Origin of the sequence: Nostoc sp. CALU 1950, from assembly GCF_051172895.1 — a bacterium.
Lineage (GTDB): Bacteria > Cyanobacteriota > Cyanobacteriia > Cyanobacteriales > Nostocaceae > Nostoc > Nostoc edaphicum_A.
Genome location: NZ_JBDNJQ010000064.1, coordinates 1 through 22,317, shown reverse-complemented (window position 1 = coordinate 22,317; position 22,317 = coordinate 1). Strand labels below are relative to the sequence as shown.

The window sequence follows — 22,317 nt, the reverse complement described above, 5'->3', positions numbered from 1 at the left end:
TATCTACTCACCTTGTAGGGTGATTATAGTAACTTCTGGGCGGCAAAATAAGCGTCCTGGGAGGTAAGTTCCCAAACCACGATTGACATATAACTGATTTTTTCCTAGCTGATGAAAACCCTGTGCCCATTCCCAATGGCTGACTACAGAAACATTTACTTCCAAAAATGGGAATCGACGCCGCACTTTTTTGGGTATTTTTTCTACAAGTTTTTCGTAAAACAATGCCACAGGACCAATTCCGGGAATCACGATTTGACCACCGTGAGTATGACCCGATAATTGTAAATCGACTCGCCATGCTTGTAATATCTCCGCAGTATCTGGGTTGTGGGATAAAACGATGCATGGTGTGTCGGGGTTTAGCTGGTTCATAACTGGTGCAGGGTGAAATTCGCGTGACCAACTATCCGCAAGTCCAACGAGTGGTAATTCTTGTCCTAGTGGATAGGCTATTTCATTCCAAAGGACGTGAATTCCAATGCTAGTTAACGCCTGTGTAACTTCTGCTTTTGCATGTTTGTAATGTATATCGTGATTGCCAAGAACAGCATAGATACCACTGCGACTTTGCAGATGTTTGAGTCTAAGTACCAGTTGGTGAATCGGCATCGGATCGTCAGTTACGTAGTCACCAGTTAATAAAATCAAATCTGGTTCAGCTTCGTTAGTAACTGCGATCGCTTTTTCTAGCATATCTTCCGACAGCCGCAAACCATCGTAGTGAAAATCTGACAACTGCACCAACTTCTTACCTTGTAACGATGCAGGTAACCCTGCAATGTTAACCGTCAATTCTTCCGTACTCAACGGCCCAGATAACAACCAGTGCATAGAGATGTTCAATAAACTTTAATCATAGCGCTTACAGCTTAACTAAACATCGTCGGTTTGTGTGCAGCGACCAGTCCAACTTATTGAAAATTTTATGAAACCTGTAGGTTATAGCGTATTTATACTTATTTAAATCAGACGTAACAGCGGTTAGATTATTGTATTATTCCAATCTGATACTTGTAAAGAAATTAACAAAATAGATAATAAATTTCATTGTATAGATCCAGAAGAAGTTTGTATTCAGACTAGTGACCTACTTTACTACTGGGGTATACATATACTCGAAAACCCAGAAAATCCTGCCAGTAGATTAGCCTTTGATCTGGTTGGTGGAAGATGCTACCCGCGTGAAGATTTTATCAACTTAGCAGATTACATTGAAAGAAAAGCTGGCATAGGAATTCTTAGAGCTAATTAACACTCTTAAAATAAATTTACACTTAGCGATCGCTAATCTTCCTACCTGTAGAATTTTTAGCACTATCTGTGCTGAAAATGAAGGCTTTACTGACTTGCAAACACTCTCTAAGCTGCAACATAGCCTATTGGTGGGTATTGAAGACGCGATAAATCGCCGTCTCTACAAGTGTTTTGGTCTTATATGAACTGTATTGGACTATTAGCTAGCGCTAATTTTGATTATTTTATTGCGAGCAAAAAAAATAACGCCTACCTATAATTACGGAGACGCTATTTTTTTTAATTTAATTCACAGTTAAAAATAGTTAAATGAATTTGCGAAATCTTGCTCATTGATTTACCGCAATTTTACTTTTATACAGCACTGCGGTTGGTTAGTAAATTCCACAAGAAAACTGCGACAATTGCACCAAGAACTGCTACTGCAATGCCTGGAATGCTAAGACTAGGAGCTGCTAGAGATAAGGTTCCCGTACTGAAGAATACACCTAAACTACCGCCAACAAAAGCACCGATAATTCCTAACACAATTGTTCCTAGAATTCCACCGCCTTGATGACCAGGATATATAGCTTTTGCGATCGCACCAGCAATTAGACCTAAAACAATCCAAGCAAGAATATTCATTGTTGTTAATTTTGGTAAACGTCTTTTGACTTACAAATACATATTAACTATCTTCATCCCTGACTCAATCTACCATCAGAATTAATTATTAATATCCATAAGGAATAGTTTAATTACTACTAAGTTTTTGGGATATGACCTAATTAAGATAGATAATCAATTAAAAAAAAGCTCCTAGTAGGTCTTTAACTAGGGGCTTATCAAACTATTGCTTGGTAATTGCAGTATACGCATTTTTAATTAGCTCTCTCCTCTACTAGAAGAATTAAGCTAAGTTTTTAGAGCCTGTCTCTAAAGTAATGTAAAGGAGGCAAAATCAGGCGCACACGATTAGAAAAGCTAATGCATCGACCTGTATTCTAAAACAAAACAGGCTTCATCTCCGTATTTTTTGAAATCGCACTAGTAGTTATTAAGACACTGGAATCTCTATGACAAATTCTGTTCCTTCGCCAAGCACAGAATTGCAACTCAACCGCCCATCATGGGTTTCCTCAACGATTTGACGAGCGATCGCTAATCCTAATCCTGTTCCTTTTCCAACCTCTTTAGTTGTAAACAGGTGGTCAAAGATCCGTGCTCTAATCTCCTCTGGCATCCCTTGACCGTTATCTTTGATGCGAATTGTTACCGTGCGCTCGTCACTAGATACTTCAGTGTGAATCAGTATTTGCTGATGATTGGCTTGCACTTGAGTAAAAGAAAGCCCCTCGCAGGAAGTATCTAAGGCATCAATGGCGTTAGCAAGGATGTTCATAAATACTTGATTTAGCTGTCCTAAAAAACACTTAACTGGTGGTAATTTTCCGTATTCAGTGATAACTTCAATTGCTGGACGTTTTTCGTTAGCTTTGAGGCGATACTTCAAAATCAACAGGGTACTCTCAATCCCTTCATGAAGATTACAAGCAACTTTTTCGGCTGTATCGGCTCTGGAGAAGGTGCGGAGACTGGTACTAATGTCTTTAATTCGTTCCGAAGCCACCTTCATCGAACTTACTAATTTTGGTAAGTCTTCAATTAGAAATTCTAGGTCTATTTTTTCGCCATGCTCAATGACTGCGATCGCTGGATTGGGATGATATTGTTTAAAGAATTGGATATGGGCGAGTAAGTCTTGAGTATACTCTTCGGCATTGTGGAGGCTGCCTTCGAGAAATCCAATGGGATTATTAATTTCATGTGCCACCCCTGCAACTAAATTGCCCAAGGTTGCCATTTTTTCGTTTTGCACCATTTGTAATTGGGTATGCTCAAGTTCTTGCAGCGATCGCTCTAGTTGATAGGCATAATTCTGAGATTCTTGATAAAGACGGGCATTTTCTAGAGAGATGGCGGCTTGGGAACATAGCAGTTGGATGACTTCAGTGCGATCGCTCGTAAATGCACCAATTGTCAGCGGATTTTCTAGATATAGCAGCCCGATGATTTTACCCTGGTTTAATATCGGCGTACACAACACACTCTTAGGTTGTTGCTGAATGAAATATGGATCGGCGATAAAATCAGTTTTTGCTGTTGCATCATCCAGCACAACGGTTTTTAAGCTGTGTTTGACAAAGTTTACTAGTGTAATCGGAATACCTTCGCTGGTTGACAATGGTACAGATAGTAGGGTGACTCCTTCATTGATGGTGGCTACGGCTTCAACTATTAAGTTCTCCTGTTGGAGTACAAGTAGGGCAGCTTTTTGTGCCCCGGCATTTTCCATTATCACTTGCAAGAAGATAGTGAGTAATTGCTCTAATTTAATTTCACTGGAGAGAGCTTGTGAGGCTTTAAAGATGGTGGCCAAATCTAGGGCTTCAGAAATACTGCTACTAGAAAGATTTGTGTGAATGGTTTGATGTGGGAATGAAGATGTATCAATGGTTGATCTTAGTTGCAAGGGATTAAGCTGCTCTTGTAAGATGGGAACCAGGAGTTGGGGATAGCGTTTTTCTAAGTCTTCGGTTTTGGCTTTCGCACCCCAACGGGCATAGCAGTAATAAGCTTCTTGCATATAAACTTGGGCGATTTTTTCTTTGCCCCAATCGAGGTATAACTTGGCAGCCAACTCATTGCTCAAGCCTTCTTCTTGGATATATCCGTTTTCTTTAGCAAGAGAAATGGCGCGATCGTACAGTTCCATTGCTTTGTTTTTTTGTTGCAAAATCCGATGCCGTTCTGCTTCAACTAAGTAAAATTTGTGTTGATGATTCATTGGGGCATGATGCGCCCATTTTTTCAACTTTTTTTGATGGGATGTTACTTTCTTAAGAATCTGTTTTTTCTGGGCAGTTGTTGCTGTTTGATAGAGAATTAATTGAGTTAGCGCCTCATAAAAATAAACTATTGGTACAACTGCCGCCGATGTTACCCCATCTAAATAGGTCATTGCATGAATTGCTGCCTCAGATGCTCCGGTATAATTTTCAAACAGATAGCAAAGTATGAGTTCATTAGCATAGCTAAAGCTCAATCCAGTGCGATCGCCTGCTTGCTGTTGTAATGGGCGAATAGTTTGTGCATCATAAACAGCACCTGATAAGTAACTAGGATTAGTAGACTGCCCCAACAAATTCAAGATGGCTTGACGAAATGAATTAATATATGTCTGAGGTTTTTCTTGTTTAAAATGGCTGTAAACTTCAGCATAGTCACCCATCTGTTTTTCTAACTCAGCCAATTCCTGCCCCATCAAGTATCCATGAAAACTACAGCTATAGCTAGCCCAAGCTGCATATTCAATATCTCCGGTTTCTAACCCTACTTGATAGGCTTCAGCTAACGGTGCGATTGTGTCTTTTAGGGGTTGATGCCAGTGATTAATAAATGTTTGAACAATGAAAAAAGTTCTCGCTTTTAATTCTTTACTATGGAATTTTTCGAGAACTTGTAATGCTAATTGACCAAAATCATAGCCTGCCTCAATATTTCCCAGAATGCCACACTCAATCAATCCATACCAGGCATATCCAAATGCAGATGCAGCAGCATTGCCGTACTGCATCGATAAATTGACTTCGCTCAAAATTATTTGTGGCAATAAATCTGGACGAGCAATATAAGCCGTTGAATTCGTACTAGCCAGAATTCGGATTGCTGCCAGTTGTTTGCCCCCTGTCATATCAGGTAAATCAATTAAACTTAAAGGAGATTTACCTAAAAATTGTAATTTTGTTTTGGCTAAACTTAATAAATTTTGCGTTTGATTAGCTTGATGAGATAGTTTGACACCCAAGAGATTTAGCAGTGCGATCGCAGTCCGAATCGAATCATCAAAACGACTCTGAGCTAAATAAGATTGGATTTGAATCTCAATCGATTTAATCCTATCTAGTAAGGCTTTAGCATGGTGCTGCACTTGCTTAACAAACTCTTCTACCTGGTCAAACTGACCCATTAAATAGGCTGCTGAAGCAGCTTCTTCATACAAGGCTAATGTGAGTGAATACTGTTGTTGCCAGCTATCTGTTTTCAATAGCTGAATCCCACAATTAATATATTCTATCGTATTCGTATAAGCAGTGGATAGTTTGGCTTTTTGACCAGCTAGCAAATTTAACTGTGCTAATTTATCTCTGTCAGACTGTCTAGTGATTAGCTTTACACCAATATTCAACTGATTAACAATCTCAAAAATTCTCTCTTCCTGCTTTTTAATGGGTATTTTGCTTAATAGCAGTTGACCAATTTGCAGATGGATGGATTGTTTTTTATCCTCTGGAATTAATGCATAAGCTGCTTGTTGAACGCGATCATGTAAAAATTTATAGTTTACAGTTAGCGAACTTTGTACTAAATCCTGTGTTTCTCGCCCGACATAAAATTTGTAAATTTCACTTTGTGGCAGAATTAATCCCTCTTGTAATGCTTTCCAGAGGGATGTTGCTGTTTCTGTCTCGGAATTTTCAGAAACAATCGCCAATGTTGCTAAGTCAAATTGATTACCAATACAAGCCGCTAATTTCAAAATATTCTGTGTTGGTTCTGGCAACTTCCGCAACTGTAATACCATAAAATCAACCACCTCGTCTGTCAGAGCTAACGCCTTTAGCTGGGCAATATTACATTGCCAACTTCCGGTTTCTAAATCAAATTTAATTAGCTGATCTTCATGCAAAGCTTTGAAAAATTGCGTACTAAAAAATGGATTACCCTTGGTTTTTTGATATACCAGTTGTGTTAACGATTGTGTGTTTTGTAGCGGACATTTTAGGGTATCAGCAACCAGTTGATTTAAACTTGCTTCACTTAGAGTATCTAATGTAATTTTGTTAATAGTAGTATTAGCTTTGGCAATCTCATCTAATGTCAACATCAATGGATGAGCAGCAGACACTTCATTATCTCGATAAGCTCCAATTAATAACAAATATCCTTCTTTTGACTCATTCATTAGTAACTGGATCAACTTCATGGATGCTGAATCTGCCCACTGCATATCATCTAAAAAAATGACTAGGGGGTGTTCTTTGGTAGTGAATACTTTAACAAACCTTTGTAATAACAAATTAAACCGATTCTGTGCTGCACTTGGTGACAGTTGCGTTGCAAATGGTTGTTGACCAATAATTTGTTCTAGTTCTGGAATTACTTCAAGAATGACTTGCCCATTTTCACCCAGTGCTTGTAAAATTTTGTTTTTCCAAGTTGATAAATGGGCATCGCTTTCACTCAGCAATTGCCCCATTAAGTCTCGAAACGCCTGCACAAAAGCAAAGAAGGGAATATTACGATTAAATTGGTCAAATTTGCCTTTGATGAAGTAGCCCCTCTGCCGGACAATGGGTTTGTGAACCTCGTTAACAATTGCTGTTTTACCAATACCAGAAAAACCAGCCACCAGCATTAGTTCTGTCTGATTGTTGGTAACGCGGTCAAATGCTTTCAGCAGAGTTTCAACTTCATGCTCACGCCCATAGAGTTTTTCTGGGATAATAAAGCGATCGCACACATCACGTTGAGCAATTGGGAAACTTACAATTTTCCCCGTCTCCTTGAGTTGAGCCAAACAATTTTCTAAATCATATTTCAGTCCTAATGCGCTCTGATAGCGGTCTTCAGCATTTTTCGCCATCAATTTCATCACAATGTCACAGAGAACTTGAGGAATCTCTCCCCTCTCTCCTAAAAGTGGCGGAAGTTTTGCAATATGACAATGTACCAATTCCATCGGGTCTTGCGATTTAAATGGTAATTCCCCTGTTAGTAATTCGTAAAAAGTTACACCCAAAGAATAAAAATCAGTACGGTAGTCAATTCCCCGATTCATTCTCCCAGTTTGCTCTGGAGACACATAGCCGAGTGTCCCTTCTAGCACATTAGGACTCATCAGGATTTGAGTTTCCCGTGGCAGCAGAGATGCAATACTAAAGTCAATTAACTTAACTTCTTTAGTTTCTGGATTAATTAAAACATTGGCGGGTTTAATATCTTTGTGAATGATCCGATAACGAATTAGAATATCTAATGCATTACATAGAGCGATCGCAATTCGTAAAAACTCTATCAGAGATTCTACCCTTCCCCTCACTCCCCATTCCTTCAAGGAAATTCCCCCAAAGTCTTCCATCACTAACGCATAGCCATTTTGATAGGGTTCCAGACTATAGGTTTGGATGATTCCAGGTAGATTCAAATTTTTAGCAATGGTGAACTGATTGCGAAACTGTACCAATTCGCTGAATCTGGGATAAGCAGTTTTCATCAGCTTAATCACCACAGATTTTTGGTCAGTTTCTCGATTAGCACGATAAACTAAGGTTCGAGAACCATTGTACAGTTCTTTGCTAACGTGATATCCGGGAATGCTGACCATAGGGCTTAATCTTTGAGACCTCAGTATTTAGGTTGCCCAAAAACATGGCAATACTTACACCCGCATTTCTCACAAGCTTCAGGCGTTTGATGGAGCAGAGGGGCAGAGGAGCAGAGGGGATTGAACTTGGCACATTGAACTCTCCTCTGCTCCCCTGCTCCCTTGCTCCCCTGCACAAGCGCAGGCTTTGAGAGGTGTGGTGAGAAATCCGGGTTACAGATGGCGTCTTCTCTGCGAGACATTTCGCCAAAGCGTAGCCTCTTGCAGAGAAGACAGACCCTTGATATCTACGTTTCCATCAAACCCTCTCCAACCCTGTGGCAAAATTTATTAGAGTCCTTCCATAGTTAGTTTGCCCCGCATGACCGCAACCATTCCCAATCTTCCCAGTCTCTACGACCCTTTTTCCACTGAAGCCAAGTGGCAAAAATTCTGGGAAGACAACCAAGTTTACAAAGCTGACCCCAACAAAGGCGGCGAACCTTACTGCATCGTCATCCCACCGCCGAATGTCACCGGCAGTTTGCACATGGGACACGCATTTGAAAGTGCGTTGATTGATACTCTTGTGCGCTACCACCGGATGCGGGGGCGCAATACCCTGTGGCTACCCGGAACTGACCACGCCAGCATTGCTGTGCATAGTATGCTGGAAAAGCAACTCAAGACAGAGGGTAAAACTCGCTACGAATTGGGGCGTGAGAAGTTCCTAGAACGCGCTTGGCAATGGAAAGCGGAGTCTGAGGGAACGATTCTGAATCAGCTACGACGCTTGGGTGTCTCGGTGGACTGGTCACGGGAAAGGTTTACCCTGGATGAGGGTTTATCTAAAGCTGTTGTCGAGGCATTTACTCGTCTTTACGAGGAAGGCTTAATTTATCGTGGTGAATATTTAGTTAACTGGTGTCCAGCTTCTCAGTCGGCTGTGTCTGATGTAGAAGTAGAAAATCAAGAGGTTAATGGCAATCTCTGGCACTTCCGCTATCCTCTCACCGATGGTTCCGGTTTTGTCGAGGTGGCGACAACTAGACCAGAAACGATGCTGGGCGATACAGCAGTAGCAGTTAATCCCAATGACGATCGCTACAAACACCTCATCGGCAAAACTGTAACTCTGCCCATTTTACAACGAGAAATTCCCATCATTGGCGATGAATTCGTTGACCCTACTTTCGGCACGGGTTGCGTGAAAGTGACTCCCGCCCATGACCCGAACGATTTTGATATGGGTAAGCGTCACAATCTGCCCTTTATCAACATTATGAATAAAGACGGCACTCTCAACGCCAATGCCGGGGAGTTTCAAGGACAAGACCGCTTTGTTGCCAGAAAGAATGTGGTTTCTCGCCTAGAGGCAGATGGCTTTCTGGTGAAGATAGAAGATTATAAGCATACCGTTCCCTACAGCGATCGCGGTAAAGTACCTATTGAACCCCTCCTCTCAACTCAATGGTTCGTCAAAATTCGCCCCCTAGCTGACAACACTCTCGAATTTCTCGACCAGCAAACTTCTCCAGAGTTTGTCCCCCAACGCTGGACAAAGGTCTATCGTGATTGGCTAGTAAAACTCAAAGATTGGTGTATCTCTCGCCAATTATGGTGGGGGCACCAAATTCCGGCTTGGTACGCTATCAGTGAAACGGGTGGGCAAATTACCGATAACACGCCGTTTGTGGTGGCGAAATCGGAAACTGAAGCTTGGGAGAAAGCTAAGGCGCAATTTGGCGAAAATGTCAAGTTAGAACAAGACCCAGATGTGCTAGATACTTGGTTTTCTTCTGGACTTTGGCCGTTTTCGACTTTGGGCTGGCCGGAACAAACTCAGGATTTAGCAACTTACTACCCGACTACAACTTTGGTAACAGGCTTTGACATCATCTTTTTCTGGGTAGCTAGAATGACAATGATGGCTGGGCATTTTACTGAGCAAATGCCTTTCCAAACCGTTTACATCCACGGCTTGGTGCTGGATGAGAAAGGTCAGAAGATGTCAAAGACCAAAGGTAATGGTATTGACCCATTGTTATTAATTGACAAATATGGCACAGATGCCCTGCGGTATACCTTAATTAGAGAAGTGGCTGGTGCGGGTCAAGATATCCGACTGGAATACGATCGCAAAAAGGATGAATCAGCATCGGTGGAAGCGTCCCGCAACTTTGCAAACAAGTTGTGGAATGCAGCCCGATTTGTGATGATGAATTTGGATGGACAGACACCGCAACAATTAGGGAACCCAGTAGCTACAGAATTGAGCGATCGCTGGATTATCTCGCGGTATCATCAAGTTATCAAACAAACCACCAATTACATTGATAATTACGGTTTAGGGGAAGCAGCAAAAGGACTCTACGAATTCATCTGGGGTGATTTCTGCGATCAGTATATTGAACTGGTGAAATCCAGATTGCAAGCAGATGCCGACCCAGCATCGCGCCGGGTAGCACAGCAAACCCTCGGCTACATACTAGAAGGGATTATGAAACTGCTTCATCCCTTCATGCCTCATATTACCGAAGAAATTTGGCAGACTCTCACCCAACAACCAGCAGATTCACCGCTAACTTTACCATTACAAATCTATCCCCAGATAGATGCAAACTTGATTGATCCAGCTTTAGAAGAACAATTTGAATTGCTGATTGCTACTATCCGTACAATTCGGAACTTGCGTGCTGAAGCGGATATTAAACCAGGAGTCAAAGTAACAGCAAATTTGCAAACTGAAAGCAAAAAAGAGCGGGAAATCCTCACTGCGGGACAGTCTTATATTAAAGATTTGGCTAAGGTTGAAACTTTAAGCATTACTGACAAACAAGAAAACCAAACTGTTGCTCCCAAAAAACCTCAAAGGGGTTTGAAGACAATTGGCTTAATTATTGTGGCTATTATCTTTGGTAGATTGGGTTTAGCTGTTGGGTATGCCATTGATGACATTCCCATTGTCGGAACTTTCTTTGAACTAGTTGGTTTTGGTTACACAGCTTGGTTTATTAGCCAAAATTTACTAACTGCTCAAGCGAGACTTAGGTTATGGGGACGCTTTTTCCCGCAGAGAGAATTAGAACAACCACAAGAATCAGAAAATGCGATCGCAGGTGTAATTGGTACAATACAAGTGCTAATTCCTCTGAGCGGCGTAGTGGATATTGAAGCTGTGCGTGCCAAACTAGAGAAAAGCTTGAGTAAAGCCGAAGCGGAAGTTCAATCCCTGAGTACCAGATTAAACAATCCTAGTTTTGTAGATAGAGCTAGAGCCGACGTAGTACAGGGAGCGCGGGACGCCTTAGCAGAAGCACAGAAGCAAGCAGAAATTTTGCGCGATCGTTTGAAAGGGTTGTCTTAGACATGGGCTACGTGCCTTAGGATAACTGTAATGGGTAATGAGAGTGTTAATAATTCCCAATTACCCATTACCAATTAACAATATCCAAATATCAATTCTGGCACTTAATTTTTTATTAATTTTTTTTAATTTTGAATTTTTAATTTTGAATTGTGGAGCGAAGCGACCCTCATGCTATATCTAGCCCAGGTGCGTAAAAACGATTTTTTAGACCAGCACCAGTTACGCTTATTGGCGCGCCAAGAAGCTGATAACTTGTGGGCGATAATTCCCGAAGAGGCTTTCATTCTGTTGGGAAAGGGAAAGATCATGAGTGAGAACTTGCTTGTTTTAGTGGAACTTTCCTCTACAGGCGATATTGAAAGAATAGAAGACGCCACCAACTGGGTACTCCATCTGGTACAAAGCTACCTCACCATTGGCATTACCCCAGAATTTTTGCAGCACGAAGCCGAGCGAGCAGAACATTGGCGACAATCCCTGACGTTGCAAAACCAAGACTTAGCAAGGCGTTCATTGGAATTGGAAGCCAGACGTGAACAAATTCAAGCCTTAGAAGAAAGCCTCAAACGCGAGAAAAATGGTTATTCCCAAGAGGAAAGTTAAAAGTTTGCAGTTGTGTTACCTATAAAGCAATACAGTTCAGAATGAGCAACAAAACACTTGTAGAGACGGCGATTTATCGCGTCTCAAAAACCCAAAATTGTTGCCAGTAGCCCTTAACCCAAGCGTATTAGCCTATAAAGCCACAGTACCCACAAGCGTGTAGAGACGCGAAATTTTGCGTCTCTACATTAGGTTGATTCTAGATTAATTGTCTAAGCAAAGTTAGGCAATCACAGTAATATTTGCATTAGTAAGCATTGCCTGATTCGAGAACTGAGCTATTTGAACTTGTGCTGTACCACCAACCCCATCTTTATCAAAGAATAGGTTCCCCGTAGTTTGATTGTAGATAAAGCGATCGCTTGCGGTTGTAGCAATAGTACCAAGTAGGAACAAGCCAGAATCAAGTACAGTATCCTGAGATTGGCTCAGTCCGAATTCTGCCTTGGAAATGAATATTGTATCATCTCCAACAGTAAAATCAGTAATAGTATCATAGCCACCAGTGCGGGTATCAGTCAGATATAAGCTATCTCGCCCAGTTCCACCAGTTAGCGTATCTCGACCAATTCCACCGGTGAGTTCATCGTCACCTGCACCTCCATCCAAGATATCATTGCCTGAGCCACCAAAGAGGCGATCTTTACCATCTCCTCCGCTCAAAATGTTAGCGCCACTATTTCCCGTAAGGATATTATCAAGGCTATTACCAGTAGCATTGATGACTTTGGTTCCAGTCAGGGTCAAGTTCTCCAAATTATCTCCCAACACCCAACTTACCGAAGAATTGACTAAATCTGTGCCTGCATTTAAGCCTTCGACAATAATATCGCTGAGGCTGTCTACACTGTAAATGTCATTGCCGGCTCCACCAACAAGACTGTCAATCCCTGCACCCCCATCCAAGATATCATCATCTGCACCACCCAACAAAGTGTCATTACCTGAGCCACCAAAGAGGCTATCATTGCCACCTTCTCCGCTCAAGTTGTTAGCGCCACCATTTCCCGTAAGAATATTATCAAGGCTGTTACCAGTACCATTGATTACCTTACTACCAGTCAGCGTTAAATGCTCCAGGTGATCTCCCAAAACCCAACTCACAGCAGACTTGACTAAATCTATACCTGCATTTAAGCTTTCAACAATAACATCGCTGAGGCTGTCTACACTGTAAATGTCGTCACCACCTCCACCATCAAGACTGTCAATTCCCACACCTCCATCCAAAGTGTCATTGCCGGAACCACCCAACAAGGTGTCATTACCTGTACCACCAATCAGGCTGTCGTTACCATCTCCTCCACTCAATTTGTTAGCGCCAGTATTTCCTATGAGGATATTATTAAGACTGTTACCAGTACCGTTGATTGCCGAGCTTCCAGTGAGTGTCAAGTTCTCTAGGTTATCTACTAACACCCAACTCACCGAAGACTTAACTAAATCTATACCTGCATTTAAGCCTTCAACAATAACATCGCTGAGGTTGTCTACAGTGTAAATGTCATTGCCTGCTCCACCATCAAGACTGTCAATCCCTGCACCTCCATCCAAGGTGTCATTACCTGCACCGCCCAACAAAGTGTCATTACCTGAGCTACCGAAGAGGCTGTCGTTACCATCTCCTCCGCTCAAGTTGTTAGCGCCAGTATTTCCAATCAGGATGTTATTAAGGTTGTTACCAGTACCATTAATTGCCGAACTTCCAGTCAGGGTCAACTTTTCCAGGTTATTTCCCAACACCCAACTCACTGAAGAATTGACTAAATCTGTGCCTGCATTTAAGCCTTCAACAATAACATCATTCGGATCATCTACAGTGTAAATGTCGTTGCCTGCTCCACCATCAAGAGTGTCAGATCCCAAACCTCCATCCAAGGTGTCATTGCCTGCACCGCCAATCAGACTATCATTGCCTGCACCACCAACGAGGCTATCATTGCCACCTTCTCCGCTCAAGGTGTTAGCGGCACTATTTCCAATCAAAATATTCTTAAGGCTGTTACCAGTACCATTGATTGCCTCGGTTCCAGTCAGGGTCAAGTTCTCCAGGTTATTTCCCAATACCCAACTTACTGAAGATTTAACTAAATCTGTGCCTGCACTGGCGGCTTCAGTAATAATATCACCGATGCTGTCCACAATATAAGTGTCATTGCCTTTACCACCAATGAGACTGTCATCTCCTGTACCACCATCTAAGAAATCATTTCCATCGCCGCCATCGAGGGTGTCGTTATCACCTAGTCCGTTGAGGGTGTCATTGCCCTGCAACCCTGAGATGATATCCATGATCCCTGTACCAGTCAGGTTGTCTGCACCTAAAGTGCCATTAATCGGAGGGGTGATTTCATTAATCGTCAAGTTAACGGTAGTAGTGCTACTGCCTCCTTGCCCATCACTTATGGTGTAAGTGAAGCTGTCGGAGCCATAATAGTTGTCGACGGGGGTATAAGTGTAAGTACCGTTGTTGTTGTTAACTAAGCTTCCTTGGCTAGGTTGAGTGAAGTCAGTGATATTCAATACATCACTAACATCGACATCTGTATCATTGCCTAACAGAGTAGTACCACTAATGATAATGGGTGTGTTTTTATTTGTGGTGATGCTGTCGTTAACAGCGACGGGAGCATCATTAACTGCCGTAATATTAATATTGCGCGTAACGGTGGTGCTATTAGCAGTCCCATCATTAACTAGAAAGCTGACGGTACGAGGTGTAGTAGCGGGGTTATCACTGCTGTTGATATAAGTAATAGAACGCAGTGCAGTTTGATAATTAGCAACAGTGGCACTGCCAGTTAAAGTTAAAACCCCTGTGCTGCTGTTGTAGCTGCCCGTAATTCCATTTTGGTTGCTGAAGGCGAGGATGTCTTGAGTAGAGACAAAACCACTGGTAATACTGACAGTGGCACTGGAAAGGTTGGGTGAATCTGCATCGCTGACAGTTATGCCTGAGTCGATGGCTGTAGTGTCATTTTCGGTGTATGCCAGGGCAGAGTTGGTGGCAGTAGTAATGGGCGTACTATTCACTGCCGTAATATTAATATTGCGGGTAACAGTGGTGCTATTAGCAGTCCCATCATTAACTATAAAACTGACGGTACGAGGTGTAGTACTGGGGTTGTCACTGGTGTTGGTATAAGTAACGGAACGCAGTGCAGTTTGATAATTAGCAACAGTGGAACTGCCAGTTAAAGTTAAAACACCTGTGCTGCTGTTGTAGCTGCCCGTAATTCCATTTTGGTTGGTAAAGGCGAGGGTGTCTTGAGCAGAAATAAAGCCACTCGTAATACTGACGGTAGCACTGGACAGGTTAGCGGAGTCTATATCACTGACGGTGATGTCTGAGTCGATGGCTATAGTGGCGTTCTCGGTGTATGCCAGGGCCAAGTTGGTGGCAGTAGCAATGGGTACATCATTTACTGGCGTAATATTAATATTACGAGTAAAGGTGGTGCTATTAGAAGTCCCATCATTAACTATAAAGCTGATGATACGAGGTGTAGTATTAGGGTTGTCGCTACTGTTACTATAAGTAACGGAACGCAGTGCAGTTTGATAATTAGCAACAGTGGAACTGCCAGTTAAGGTTAAAACGCCTGTGTTGCTGTTGTAATTGCCCGTAATTCCATTTTGGTTGGTGAAGGCGAGAGTGTCTTGAACAGAAATAAAGCCACTGGTAATGCTGACGGTGGCACTAGCCAGGTTGTCTGAGTCTACATCGCTGACGGTGATACCTGAGTCGATTGCTGTAGTGGCGTTCTCGGTGTATGCCAGTGCAGAGCCAGAAGCAGAGGTGATTGTCGGGGGAACCCCAGCGTTAATGTTTAGTTGGGCATATATCCCACTAACAGACTCGTCTTGACCATCGCTAGTCCAGGAAATGAGAAAATCTCCTCCTGCATTCATCGCTACTGTAGAGTTAGATTGATTGTTAGTGATGTAAGTATTGACCTTAAATTCCCCCCCAATAGCTACCCCGGCACTACTGTAACGTTGGGCATATATCCCATCTCCAGAACCGTCTTGACCACTGCTAGTCCAGGAAATCACAAAGTTCCCCACTTCATCCATCGCTATTGTGGGGTTAGATTGATTGCCATCAATGGTGCTATTGACCCTAAATTCACTACTTTGAGCCACCCCGGCACTACTGTAACGTTGGGCATATATCCCATCTCCAGACCCGTCCTGACCATAACTTTGCCAGGAAATAATAAAGTCCCCATCTGCATCCATCGCTATTGTGGGGTTATATTGAGGGTTGTCGGTAGTGTCATTGACCCTAAATTCACTACCTTGAGCTACCCCAGAACTGTTGTAGCGTTGGGCGTATATCCCATATCCAGACCCATCCTGACCATAACTTTGCCAGGAAATAACAAAGTCCCCATCTGCATCCATCGCTATTGTGGAGTTATTTTGAAAGCCATCAATGGTGCTATTGATCCTAAATTCACTACCTTGAGCCACCCCGGCACTACTGTAACGTTGGGCATATATTCCAAAGCCAGACCCATCCTGACCATAACTTTGCCAGGAAATCACAAAGTCCCCATCTGCATCCATCGCTATTGTGGGGTTAGATTGACTGTCAAGGGTGTAGGTATTGACTTTGAATTCTCCCCCTTGAGCCACCCCAGAACTGTTGTAACGTTGGGCATATATTCCAAAGCCAGACCCATCCTGACCATTGCTAGCCCAGGAAATCACAAAGTCCCCATCTGCATCTATCGCTATTGTGGGGTTAGATTGACTGCCGGTGATGGTGGTATTGGCCCTAAATTCACTACCTTGAGCCACCCCATCACTGTTGTAGCGTTGGGCATATATCCCATCTCCAGAACCGTCCTGACCATCACTAGCCCAGGAAATCACAAAATCCCCATCTGCATCAATTGCCACTGTGGAGTTATTTTGATTACTAGCGTTCTCAGTATTGACTTGGAATTCAGCCATGAAAAACCTCTGAAAAAAACTAAAAATTTGATTTCAACAATTACGGTCTGATTAAACAGATTTCTTAGTCATTAGGAATCACCGCACTTGGTCGCAAATAGTTCAACACTGGTGCAGTAAATGCTTGGCGGATTTCTTTTCGTTCCTAATTCAAAACCATCGCTAACCCATTCAGGTGGCACCAATCTTCTGATACTAATTGGGAAATAAATTTGGGATGCCAGCGTGGTACAAAGCTGAAGTCTGGACTTAAGGCAGAAAAAGTGGGTGTTAACAATCCACATCTGCCAAATTCCAGGTCGTGAATGTTGAGGTCGCCTGTGAAGTATGCCATCCGTGGCAAACGAACCCTGTAAAATTAATGAGATAGACCACTAAGTGCGCCATCATTGTCAAAAAACAAACCTTTACTAGGAAAGCAATCCAAAGGAATCGCCCCCTGATGAAAGTTCGCACAGCTATAAAGCTGCATTGTATTTAACTTTGTAAACATTTTGAACTTAGTTTTTTATAATGTCCTAATGCTAAGTCTTATTTAATAGACTACTGTCATAATAAAGACTATTTCTTTAAAATAAATCTGTATATGTACTGAACATAAAGCTTAGTCAAAACTTCAAGAATTTGAAGCCTAGGTTAGCAATTTTTGTTTTTTATAGCCACAAAGCCCGTTGTTAGGCTTGAGCAAGTGCGTAGGCATAGCCCATCGTAGACATCGCCAATCGCTGTATTAAATATTGAAGCAATATACGTGTAAATGCGATTCCTTTGCTCAAAATTAGTAGAGTAAAAGTAGCAAGACTGACACCAGTCGCCAAGCGACGCCCAAAATTCCTGCTAAAAAAGGATTATAAAAATAAAATTATTATTTGACCTGATATTATCCAAAAAAGCTTTTTTGGGTGTGCCATTTGAAGTCTACAGCGGAGGTAGGATGAGACAAAAAGAATATGGTATGACAATATGGTTCACTGGTTTAAGTGGTGCAGGTAAAACTACTATCTGTCAATTTGTGGAGAAGGAACTGCGGATACAGGGATATAGAGTTGAAGTTCTGGATGGCGATGCGGTACGTCAAAACTTATGCAAAGGGTTGGGTTTCAGTAAAGAGGATCGAGAAGAGAATATTCGGCGCATTGGCTTTGTAGCTAGCCTTCTGGCCAGAAATAATGTAATTGTATTGGTTTCAGCCATTTCCCCCTACCGCAAAATTCGAGAAGAAGTGCGCCAAAGTATTCCATCTTTCATTGAAGTGTACGTCAATGCATCATTAGAAGTTTGTGAACAGCGAGATGTGAAAGGATTATATAAAAAAGCTAGATCCGGGGAAATTAAGCACTTCACTGGTATTGATGATCCTTATGAAATACCATTCAGTCCTGAAGTCGAATGCAAAACTAACCAAGAAAGCATTGCTGAAAGTGCAACTAAGGTTTTAGAAAAGCTGGAAGAGTTGGGCTATACAACTGCTAAAGTGAATAATTTATGAGTTAAAAAAAGTTTTTAACTCATAACTTTTACTACGTTATCAATAATTGCCGAATTAACCTGGCTACTGCTTTTTGCGTGAAGCGGCTAGCAATTTGTTGACCCAAACGCTGTACATCTGAATTTACCAATAACTGGGCAATTTGGGACGCTAGTTGCACTGGGTCAAAGCCTCTTGTTTCTTGAAGAATGCCCAATATACGTTTGATATACTGCAACGTTTGTTGTTGCTCAACTGTGGCCGCTGGAGTTTCATTAACTGCTGTCAATCCTACCCGTTCCCGCAACAGGGAGGTAAAGTTATGCAAAACATTTTTACCTAAAGCATCGAGTCCGTTGACAGATTCATCTACTAGTTTGTCACGAATAAAAGCACCGCGTTCAGATGACAAAAATTCTATCCCCTGATTCAGCACTAAATTAAAGTCGTAGTCTTGACTATTACGCGCATTTTTTAACAAGTTTTCTAAGCGATTCCAGCGAAATCTGCCATCTTTAAATAGCAAATCTTGCAATGATGCTCTTAATTGCGGTGCTGGGTCGGTTAACAGGCGTTTAGAAACGTAGGGATAAGCTTCGCTGAGGACTTTAAAGTTCGGATCTATAAATATTGCAATACCTTCCAGTGTCACGAGGGAGCGAATAATTAAAGCGTAGTAGGGCGGTACGCGGAAAGGATATTCGTACATCAAAGCAGATAGTTCATCGGTGATGCTTTTAATATTAAGATCGGCAACACTGGCTCCTTCGGCATCAGCAAAGACTCTTGCAAAAGCTGGGATAATTGGTGTTAAATCGGTTTCTGGTGATAAGAAATCTAACTTAACGTAGTCTTTTGCTAATCCTTCAAAGTCGCGGTTGACGACGTGGACGATCGCTTCGATCAATCCATAACGCTGTGGTGGCTTAATCTCGCTCATCATTCCAAAGTCGAGATAAGCCAATTTGCCATCAGTTGTTGCTAACAAATTACCAGGGTGGGGATCTGCATGGAAAAATCCATGTTCTAGCAGTTGGCGCAGGGAACACTGCACACCCACTTCAATTAGATAACGAGCATCTATACCTTGGGCGCTAATTTCTTCTGTCTGGGTTAATTTAGTGCCGTTAATCCATTCCATCGTCAAGACGCGACGGTTGGTGTATTCCCAGTAAATTTCCGGTACGTATATGTCTTTTATGTGACCATATAGCTCAAAAAATCGTTCGGCATTTTCGCCCTCATGGATGTAGTCCATCTCTTCAAAGATGCGATCGCCTAATTCATCAAGAATCCCAACTAAGTCACTTCTTACCCGTTTGACCTTTTTCTGCACCCAAGCAGCGAGATTACGCAAGATATACAAGTCAATGGTGATCCCCTCTCTTAAGTCAGGGCGTTGAACTTTAACAGCGACTTCTTCACCAGTTTTTAGCTTACCTTTATAGACTTGCCCCAACGAAGCCGCAGCAATTGGTTGGGCTGAGAGTTCGGCGTAAACCTCTTCTGGAGGTGCACCTAGTTCTTCTGTGATAAACTGGTAGGCAATTTCGTTGGGAAAAGGCGGTAATTGGTCTTGTAGCCTAGTTAATTCTTCTAGGTATACAGGAGGAACTAGATCCGGTCTGGTGGACAAAGCTTGTCCAATTTTGATGTAAGCAGGCCCCAGTTGCGTCAGTAATTCTCGTAACTGAGTGGCTCGGCGGCGATCATTTTTGACGACAATTCCCCGTTTACTATCCGACCACAACCCAAAAGCAAAAGATAGGGTCGGCCCCAACACGGCGAAAATCCGCCGTACAACTTGCAGGGGTCTGTTTTGGTAATGCGCGGCTATGCCTACGGGATCGTAAAGCGTCTCCGGTTGAGCAGTTGTCCTGAGCTTTTGAGCAGCTAAGAGGGATGGTGATGTCTGCGATGGGCTACGCCTACGCACTACCAAGCCTTGTGTACCATTTTCTTCTGGCACTATATCGATAACGTCCAGTTCGCCTCGGCGATTTGTGCCGTTGCGACTGTCCTCCTGAATCAGTTGGGAACTAGGGGGAAGTGTCTTAACAATCATGAAGAAGGCTACCAGTTCAGAACGATCACATTAAGTATTGTAACAATATGTTGAGGGATTGGGCATGGGCATTGGTTATTTCCCACTTGCTGTCCTGCTCCCCCGACTCGCCAGTAACAACTCGCCAGTAACAATAGGTCTGCTACACTTAAATGGGCATACTAGTTCAATAGTAGTAGGTATTGCTAGTTGCTGAAAAACCATGCTTATTGTCCTGTAAATTGGAAGTATCCGGCATCTGCCCTCACGGAGAATTTGGCTTGATGTTGCTCTGTCTGCGAATCGAAAACTTTGCCTTAATAGACCAACTGGAATTGGAATTTGGTGCGGGACTAAATGTGTTGACAGGTGAAACTGGCGCTGGAAAATCGATTATCTTGGATGCCATTGATGCCGCTTTAGGAGGTAAAGTTTCTAGTCGAGTCATTCGTACAGGAACAAGTCGGGCGATGGTGGAAGCGACTTTCACCTCAAACGCCCCTCTAGCGGCTTGGTTGACCGAACAAGAAATAGATTTACTTGATGAAAATTCCGTAGTCATTAGCCGAGAAATCACAGCCACTGCTAGTAATATCCGCAGTCGATCACGGGTGAATGGTGTGTTGGTAAATCGGCAGATTATGGGAGGAATGCGCGATCGCTTGGTGGAAATTACAGCCCAAGGTCAAACGGTACAAGTAGGACAATCTGCCCAAGTCCGGGACTGGTTGGATTTATATGGCGGCGACTCTCTAATGCAGCAACGTCATAAAGTTGCCACGAGCTTTAGTACTTACCAACAGGCGCATTTAGCACTAGAAAAACGCCGAACATCAGAACGGGAAAGGTTGCAACAACTCGACTTACTGACTTATCAAGTGCAGGAATTGGGAGCAGCCAATCTCAGTGAGCCTAATGAATTGGAACAGTTGGGACAAGAACGGGAACGCCTAAATCATGTCGTTGATTTGCAACAAATGAGTTACAAAGTTTATCAGGCTTTGTATCAAAACGATCATGAAACTCCCGCCGCAGGTGATTTATTGGGAGACAGTGAGGCGATATTAAATGACATGGTGGAATACGATACCCAACTACAACATCTGTTGGAATTGGTGCGGGACGCGCAAGCTGCGGTAATGGAAGTGGGAAGGCAAATTAATGCTTATGGGGATGGTTTGGAAGCCGATCCGCAGCGGTTGGAAGAGGTGGAAGAACGGATTCAGGAATTAAAGCAAATTTGCCGCAAGTATGGGCCGACACTTACAGAAGCGATCGCTTATTACCAACGTATCCAAGGGGAATTGGCCCAACTTAACGACAGCGAACAATCTATTGAAAACTTAGAACAGCAAGAAAAGGCGTGTTTTGAAAAACTCACCCAAGCAAGTAATCAGTTAACTCAACTGCGGAGTAAGGCGGCTGCTAATTTAGAATCACGTTTGATAGCTGAACTCAAGCCCCTAGCGATGGAAAAGGTGAAGTTTCTGGTTGAAATATTACCAGCTTTCCCAACTGCGATGGGAGCAGATAAAATTACTTTTACATTTAGTTCCAACCCTGGAGAACCACTGCAACCTTTAACGGAAGTTGCCTCTGGCGGGGAAATGAGCCGCTTTTTACTGGCGCTAAAAGCTTGTTTTTCTCAAGTTGACGTGGCTGGAACGATGGTTTTTGATGAAATTGATGTCGGGGTTTCGGGAAGGGTAGCCCAAGCGATCGCGGAAAAATTACACCAGCTAAGTCAACGCAACCAAGTATTATGTGTTACCCACCAGCCTTTAGTTGCGGCAATGGCTGATCGGCATTTCCGCGTAGATAAGCAAACTATTAATTCAGGTAAGGGTAAAAAAGCCAACAATGTAAATGCTGAACAGCGTACTGTTGTCAGAGTTACTACTTTGGATAATTTAACCACTCGCCGGGAAGAATTAGCACAGTTAGCTGGTGGTAAATCTGCAAGTGATGCGATCGCTTTTGCAGAATCTCTGTTATTACAAGCTGCGAACCACCGTCGCGGTGAGCATACTTGACCAAATAATTCGTAATTCGTAATTCGTAATTAATGGTACGAGCAGAATGGCACTAATATCAGCCCAAAAGCTTGTGTCGTCTCGTTCCCAGCTTCCAGGCTGGGAATGTATTTAAAAGAGGCTCTGCCTAGGCTGTTGATTTTGGCTATTTTTTTGGGAATTACCGAAAAA

The 22,317-nt window shown here is 42.6% G+C and carries 10 protein-coding genes; 4 read left to right on the top strand and 6 right to left on the bottom strand.

The genetic code is table 11. From position 1 onward, the window contains the following. Nucleotides 1–3: 3 nt before the first annotated feature. The 3 genes from ABF638_RS18300 to ABF638_RS18290 all read right to left on the bottom strand — a co-directional run bounded on the left by ABF638_RS18300 (nucleotide 4) and on the right by ABF638_RS18290 (nucleotide 7,687). A complete protein-coding gene (locus tag ABF638_RS18300; RefSeq protein WP_435024420.1) occupies nucleotides 4–834 on the bottom strand; it encodes a metallophosphoesterase in 831 nt (276 codons plus the stop codon). A 777-nt stretch (nucleotides 835–1,611) separates the two neighbouring features. Beyond that, nucleotides 1,612–1,884 (bottom strand): GlsB/YeaQ/YmgE family stress response membrane protein, encoded by a 273-nt coding sequence (locus ABF638_RS18295; protein ID WP_094348080.1) that lies wholly within the window; start codon nucleotides 1,882–1,884, stop codon nucleotides 1,612–1,614. Between the two features lie 412 nt (nucleotides 1,885–2,296). Then, on the bottom strand, nucleotides 2,297–7,687 hold the full coding sequence (locus ABF638_RS18290; protein WP_435024418.1) for a trifunctional serine/threonine-protein kinase/ATP-binding protein/sensor histidine kinase: 5,391 nt from the start codon (nucleotides 7,685–7,687) through the stop codon (nucleotides 2,297–2,299). 361 nt (nucleotides 7,688–8,048) lie between these two features. On the opposite strand from ABF638_RS18290, the gene ABF638_RS18285 reads away from it, so the two are divergent. Next, complete coding sequence (locus ABF638_RS18285) at nucleotides 8,049–11,033, top strand: valine--tRNA ligase (RefSeq protein ID WP_435024416.1); 2,985 nt, start codon at nucleotides 8,049–8,051, stop codon at nucleotides 11,031–11,033. A 171-nt stretch (nucleotides 11,034–11,204) separates the two neighbouring features. Next, entirely contained in the window at nucleotides 11,205–11,639 is a 435-nt protein-coding gene (locus tag ABF638_RS18280) for a hypothetical protein (RefSeq protein ID WP_435024414.1), read from the top strand. A 222-nt stretch (nucleotides 11,640–11,861) separates the two neighbouring features. On the opposite strand, the gene ABF638_RS18275 is transcribed toward ABF638_RS18280, so the two are convergent. After that, on the bottom strand, nucleotides 11,862–16,601 hold the full coding sequence (locus ABF638_RS18275) for a beta strand repeat-containing protein (RefSeq protein ID WP_435024412.1): 4,740 nt from the start codon (nucleotides 16,599–16,601) through the stop codon (nucleotides 11,862–11,864). A gap of 145 nt (nucleotides 16,602–16,746) precedes the next feature. Continuing rightward, entirely contained in the window at nucleotides 16,747–16,944 is a 198-nt protein-coding gene (locus ABF638_RS18270) for a DUF4915 domain-containing protein (RefSeq protein WP_435024410.1), read from the bottom strand. Nucleotides 16,945–17,535: 591 nt separating this feature from the next. On the opposite strand from ABF638_RS18270, the gene cysC reads away from it, so the two are divergent. Then, nucleotides 17,536–18,090, top strand: a complete 555-nt coding sequence (gene cysC / locus ABF638_RS18265; RefSeq protein ID WP_435024408.1) for an adenylyl-sulfate kinase — start codon at nucleotides 17,536–17,538, stop codon at nucleotides 18,088–18,090. 31 nt (nucleotides 18,091–18,121) lie between these two features. Here the strand turns inward: cysC and ABF638_RS18260 are convergent, their stop codons facing one another. Next, a complete protein-coding gene (locus ABF638_RS18260) occupies nucleotides 18,122–20,134 on the bottom strand; it encodes an ABC1 kinase family protein (RefSeq protein ID WP_435024406.1) in 2,013 nt (670 codons plus the stop codon). Between the two features lie 263 nt (nucleotides 20,135–20,397). Here ABF638_RS18260 and recN point away from each other — a divergent pair, with 263 nt between their 5' ends. Beyond that, nucleotides 20,398–22,146 (top strand): DNA repair protein RecN, encoded by a 1,749-nt coding sequence (gene recN, locus ABF638_RS18255; protein ID WP_435024404.1) that lies wholly within the window; start codon nucleotides 20,398–20,400, stop codon nucleotides 22,144–22,146. Nucleotides 22,147–22,317 lie beyond the last annotated feature (171 nt).

What these genes read in the sequence shown, in the direction of transcription:
- ABF638_RS18290 (WP_435024418.1), bottom strand. Translation starts at nt 7,687, where the DNA reads ATGGTCAGCATTCCCGGATATCACGTTAGCAAAGAACTGTACAATGGT.
- cysC (WP_435024408.1), top strand. Translation starts at nt 17,536, where the DNA reads ATGAGACAAAAAGAATATGGTATGACAATATGGTTCACTGGTTTAAGT.
- ABF638_RS18280 (WP_435024414.1), top strand. Translation starts at nt 11,205, where the DNA reads ATGCTATATCTAGCCCAGGTGCGTAAAAACGATTTTTTAGACCAGCAC.
- ABF638_RS18295 (WP_094348080.1), bottom strand. Translation starts at nt 1,884, where the DNA reads ATGAATATTCTTGCTTGGATTGTTTTAGGTCTAATTGCTGGTGCGATC.
- ABF638_RS18300 (WP_435024420.1), bottom strand. Translation starts at nt 834, where the DNA reads ATGCACTGGTTGTTATCTGGGCCGTTGAGTACGGAAGAATTGACGGTT.
- ABF638_RS18260 (WP_435024406.1), bottom strand. Translation starts at nt 20,134, where the DNA reads ATGATTGTTAAGACACTTCCCCCTAGTTCCCAACTGATTCAGGAGGAC.
- ABF638_RS18275 (WP_435024412.1), bottom strand. Translation starts at nt 16,601, where the DNA reads ATGGCTGAATTCCAAGTCAATACTGAGAACGCTAGTAATCAAAATAAC.
- ABF638_RS18285 (WP_435024416.1), top strand. Translation starts at nt 8,049, where the DNA reads ATGACCGCAACCATTCCCAATCTTCCCAGTCTCTACGACCCTTTTTCC.
- recN (WP_435024404.1), top strand. Translation starts at nt 20,398, where the DNA reads ATGTTGCTCTGTCTGCGAATCGAAAACTTTGCCTTAATAGACCAACTG.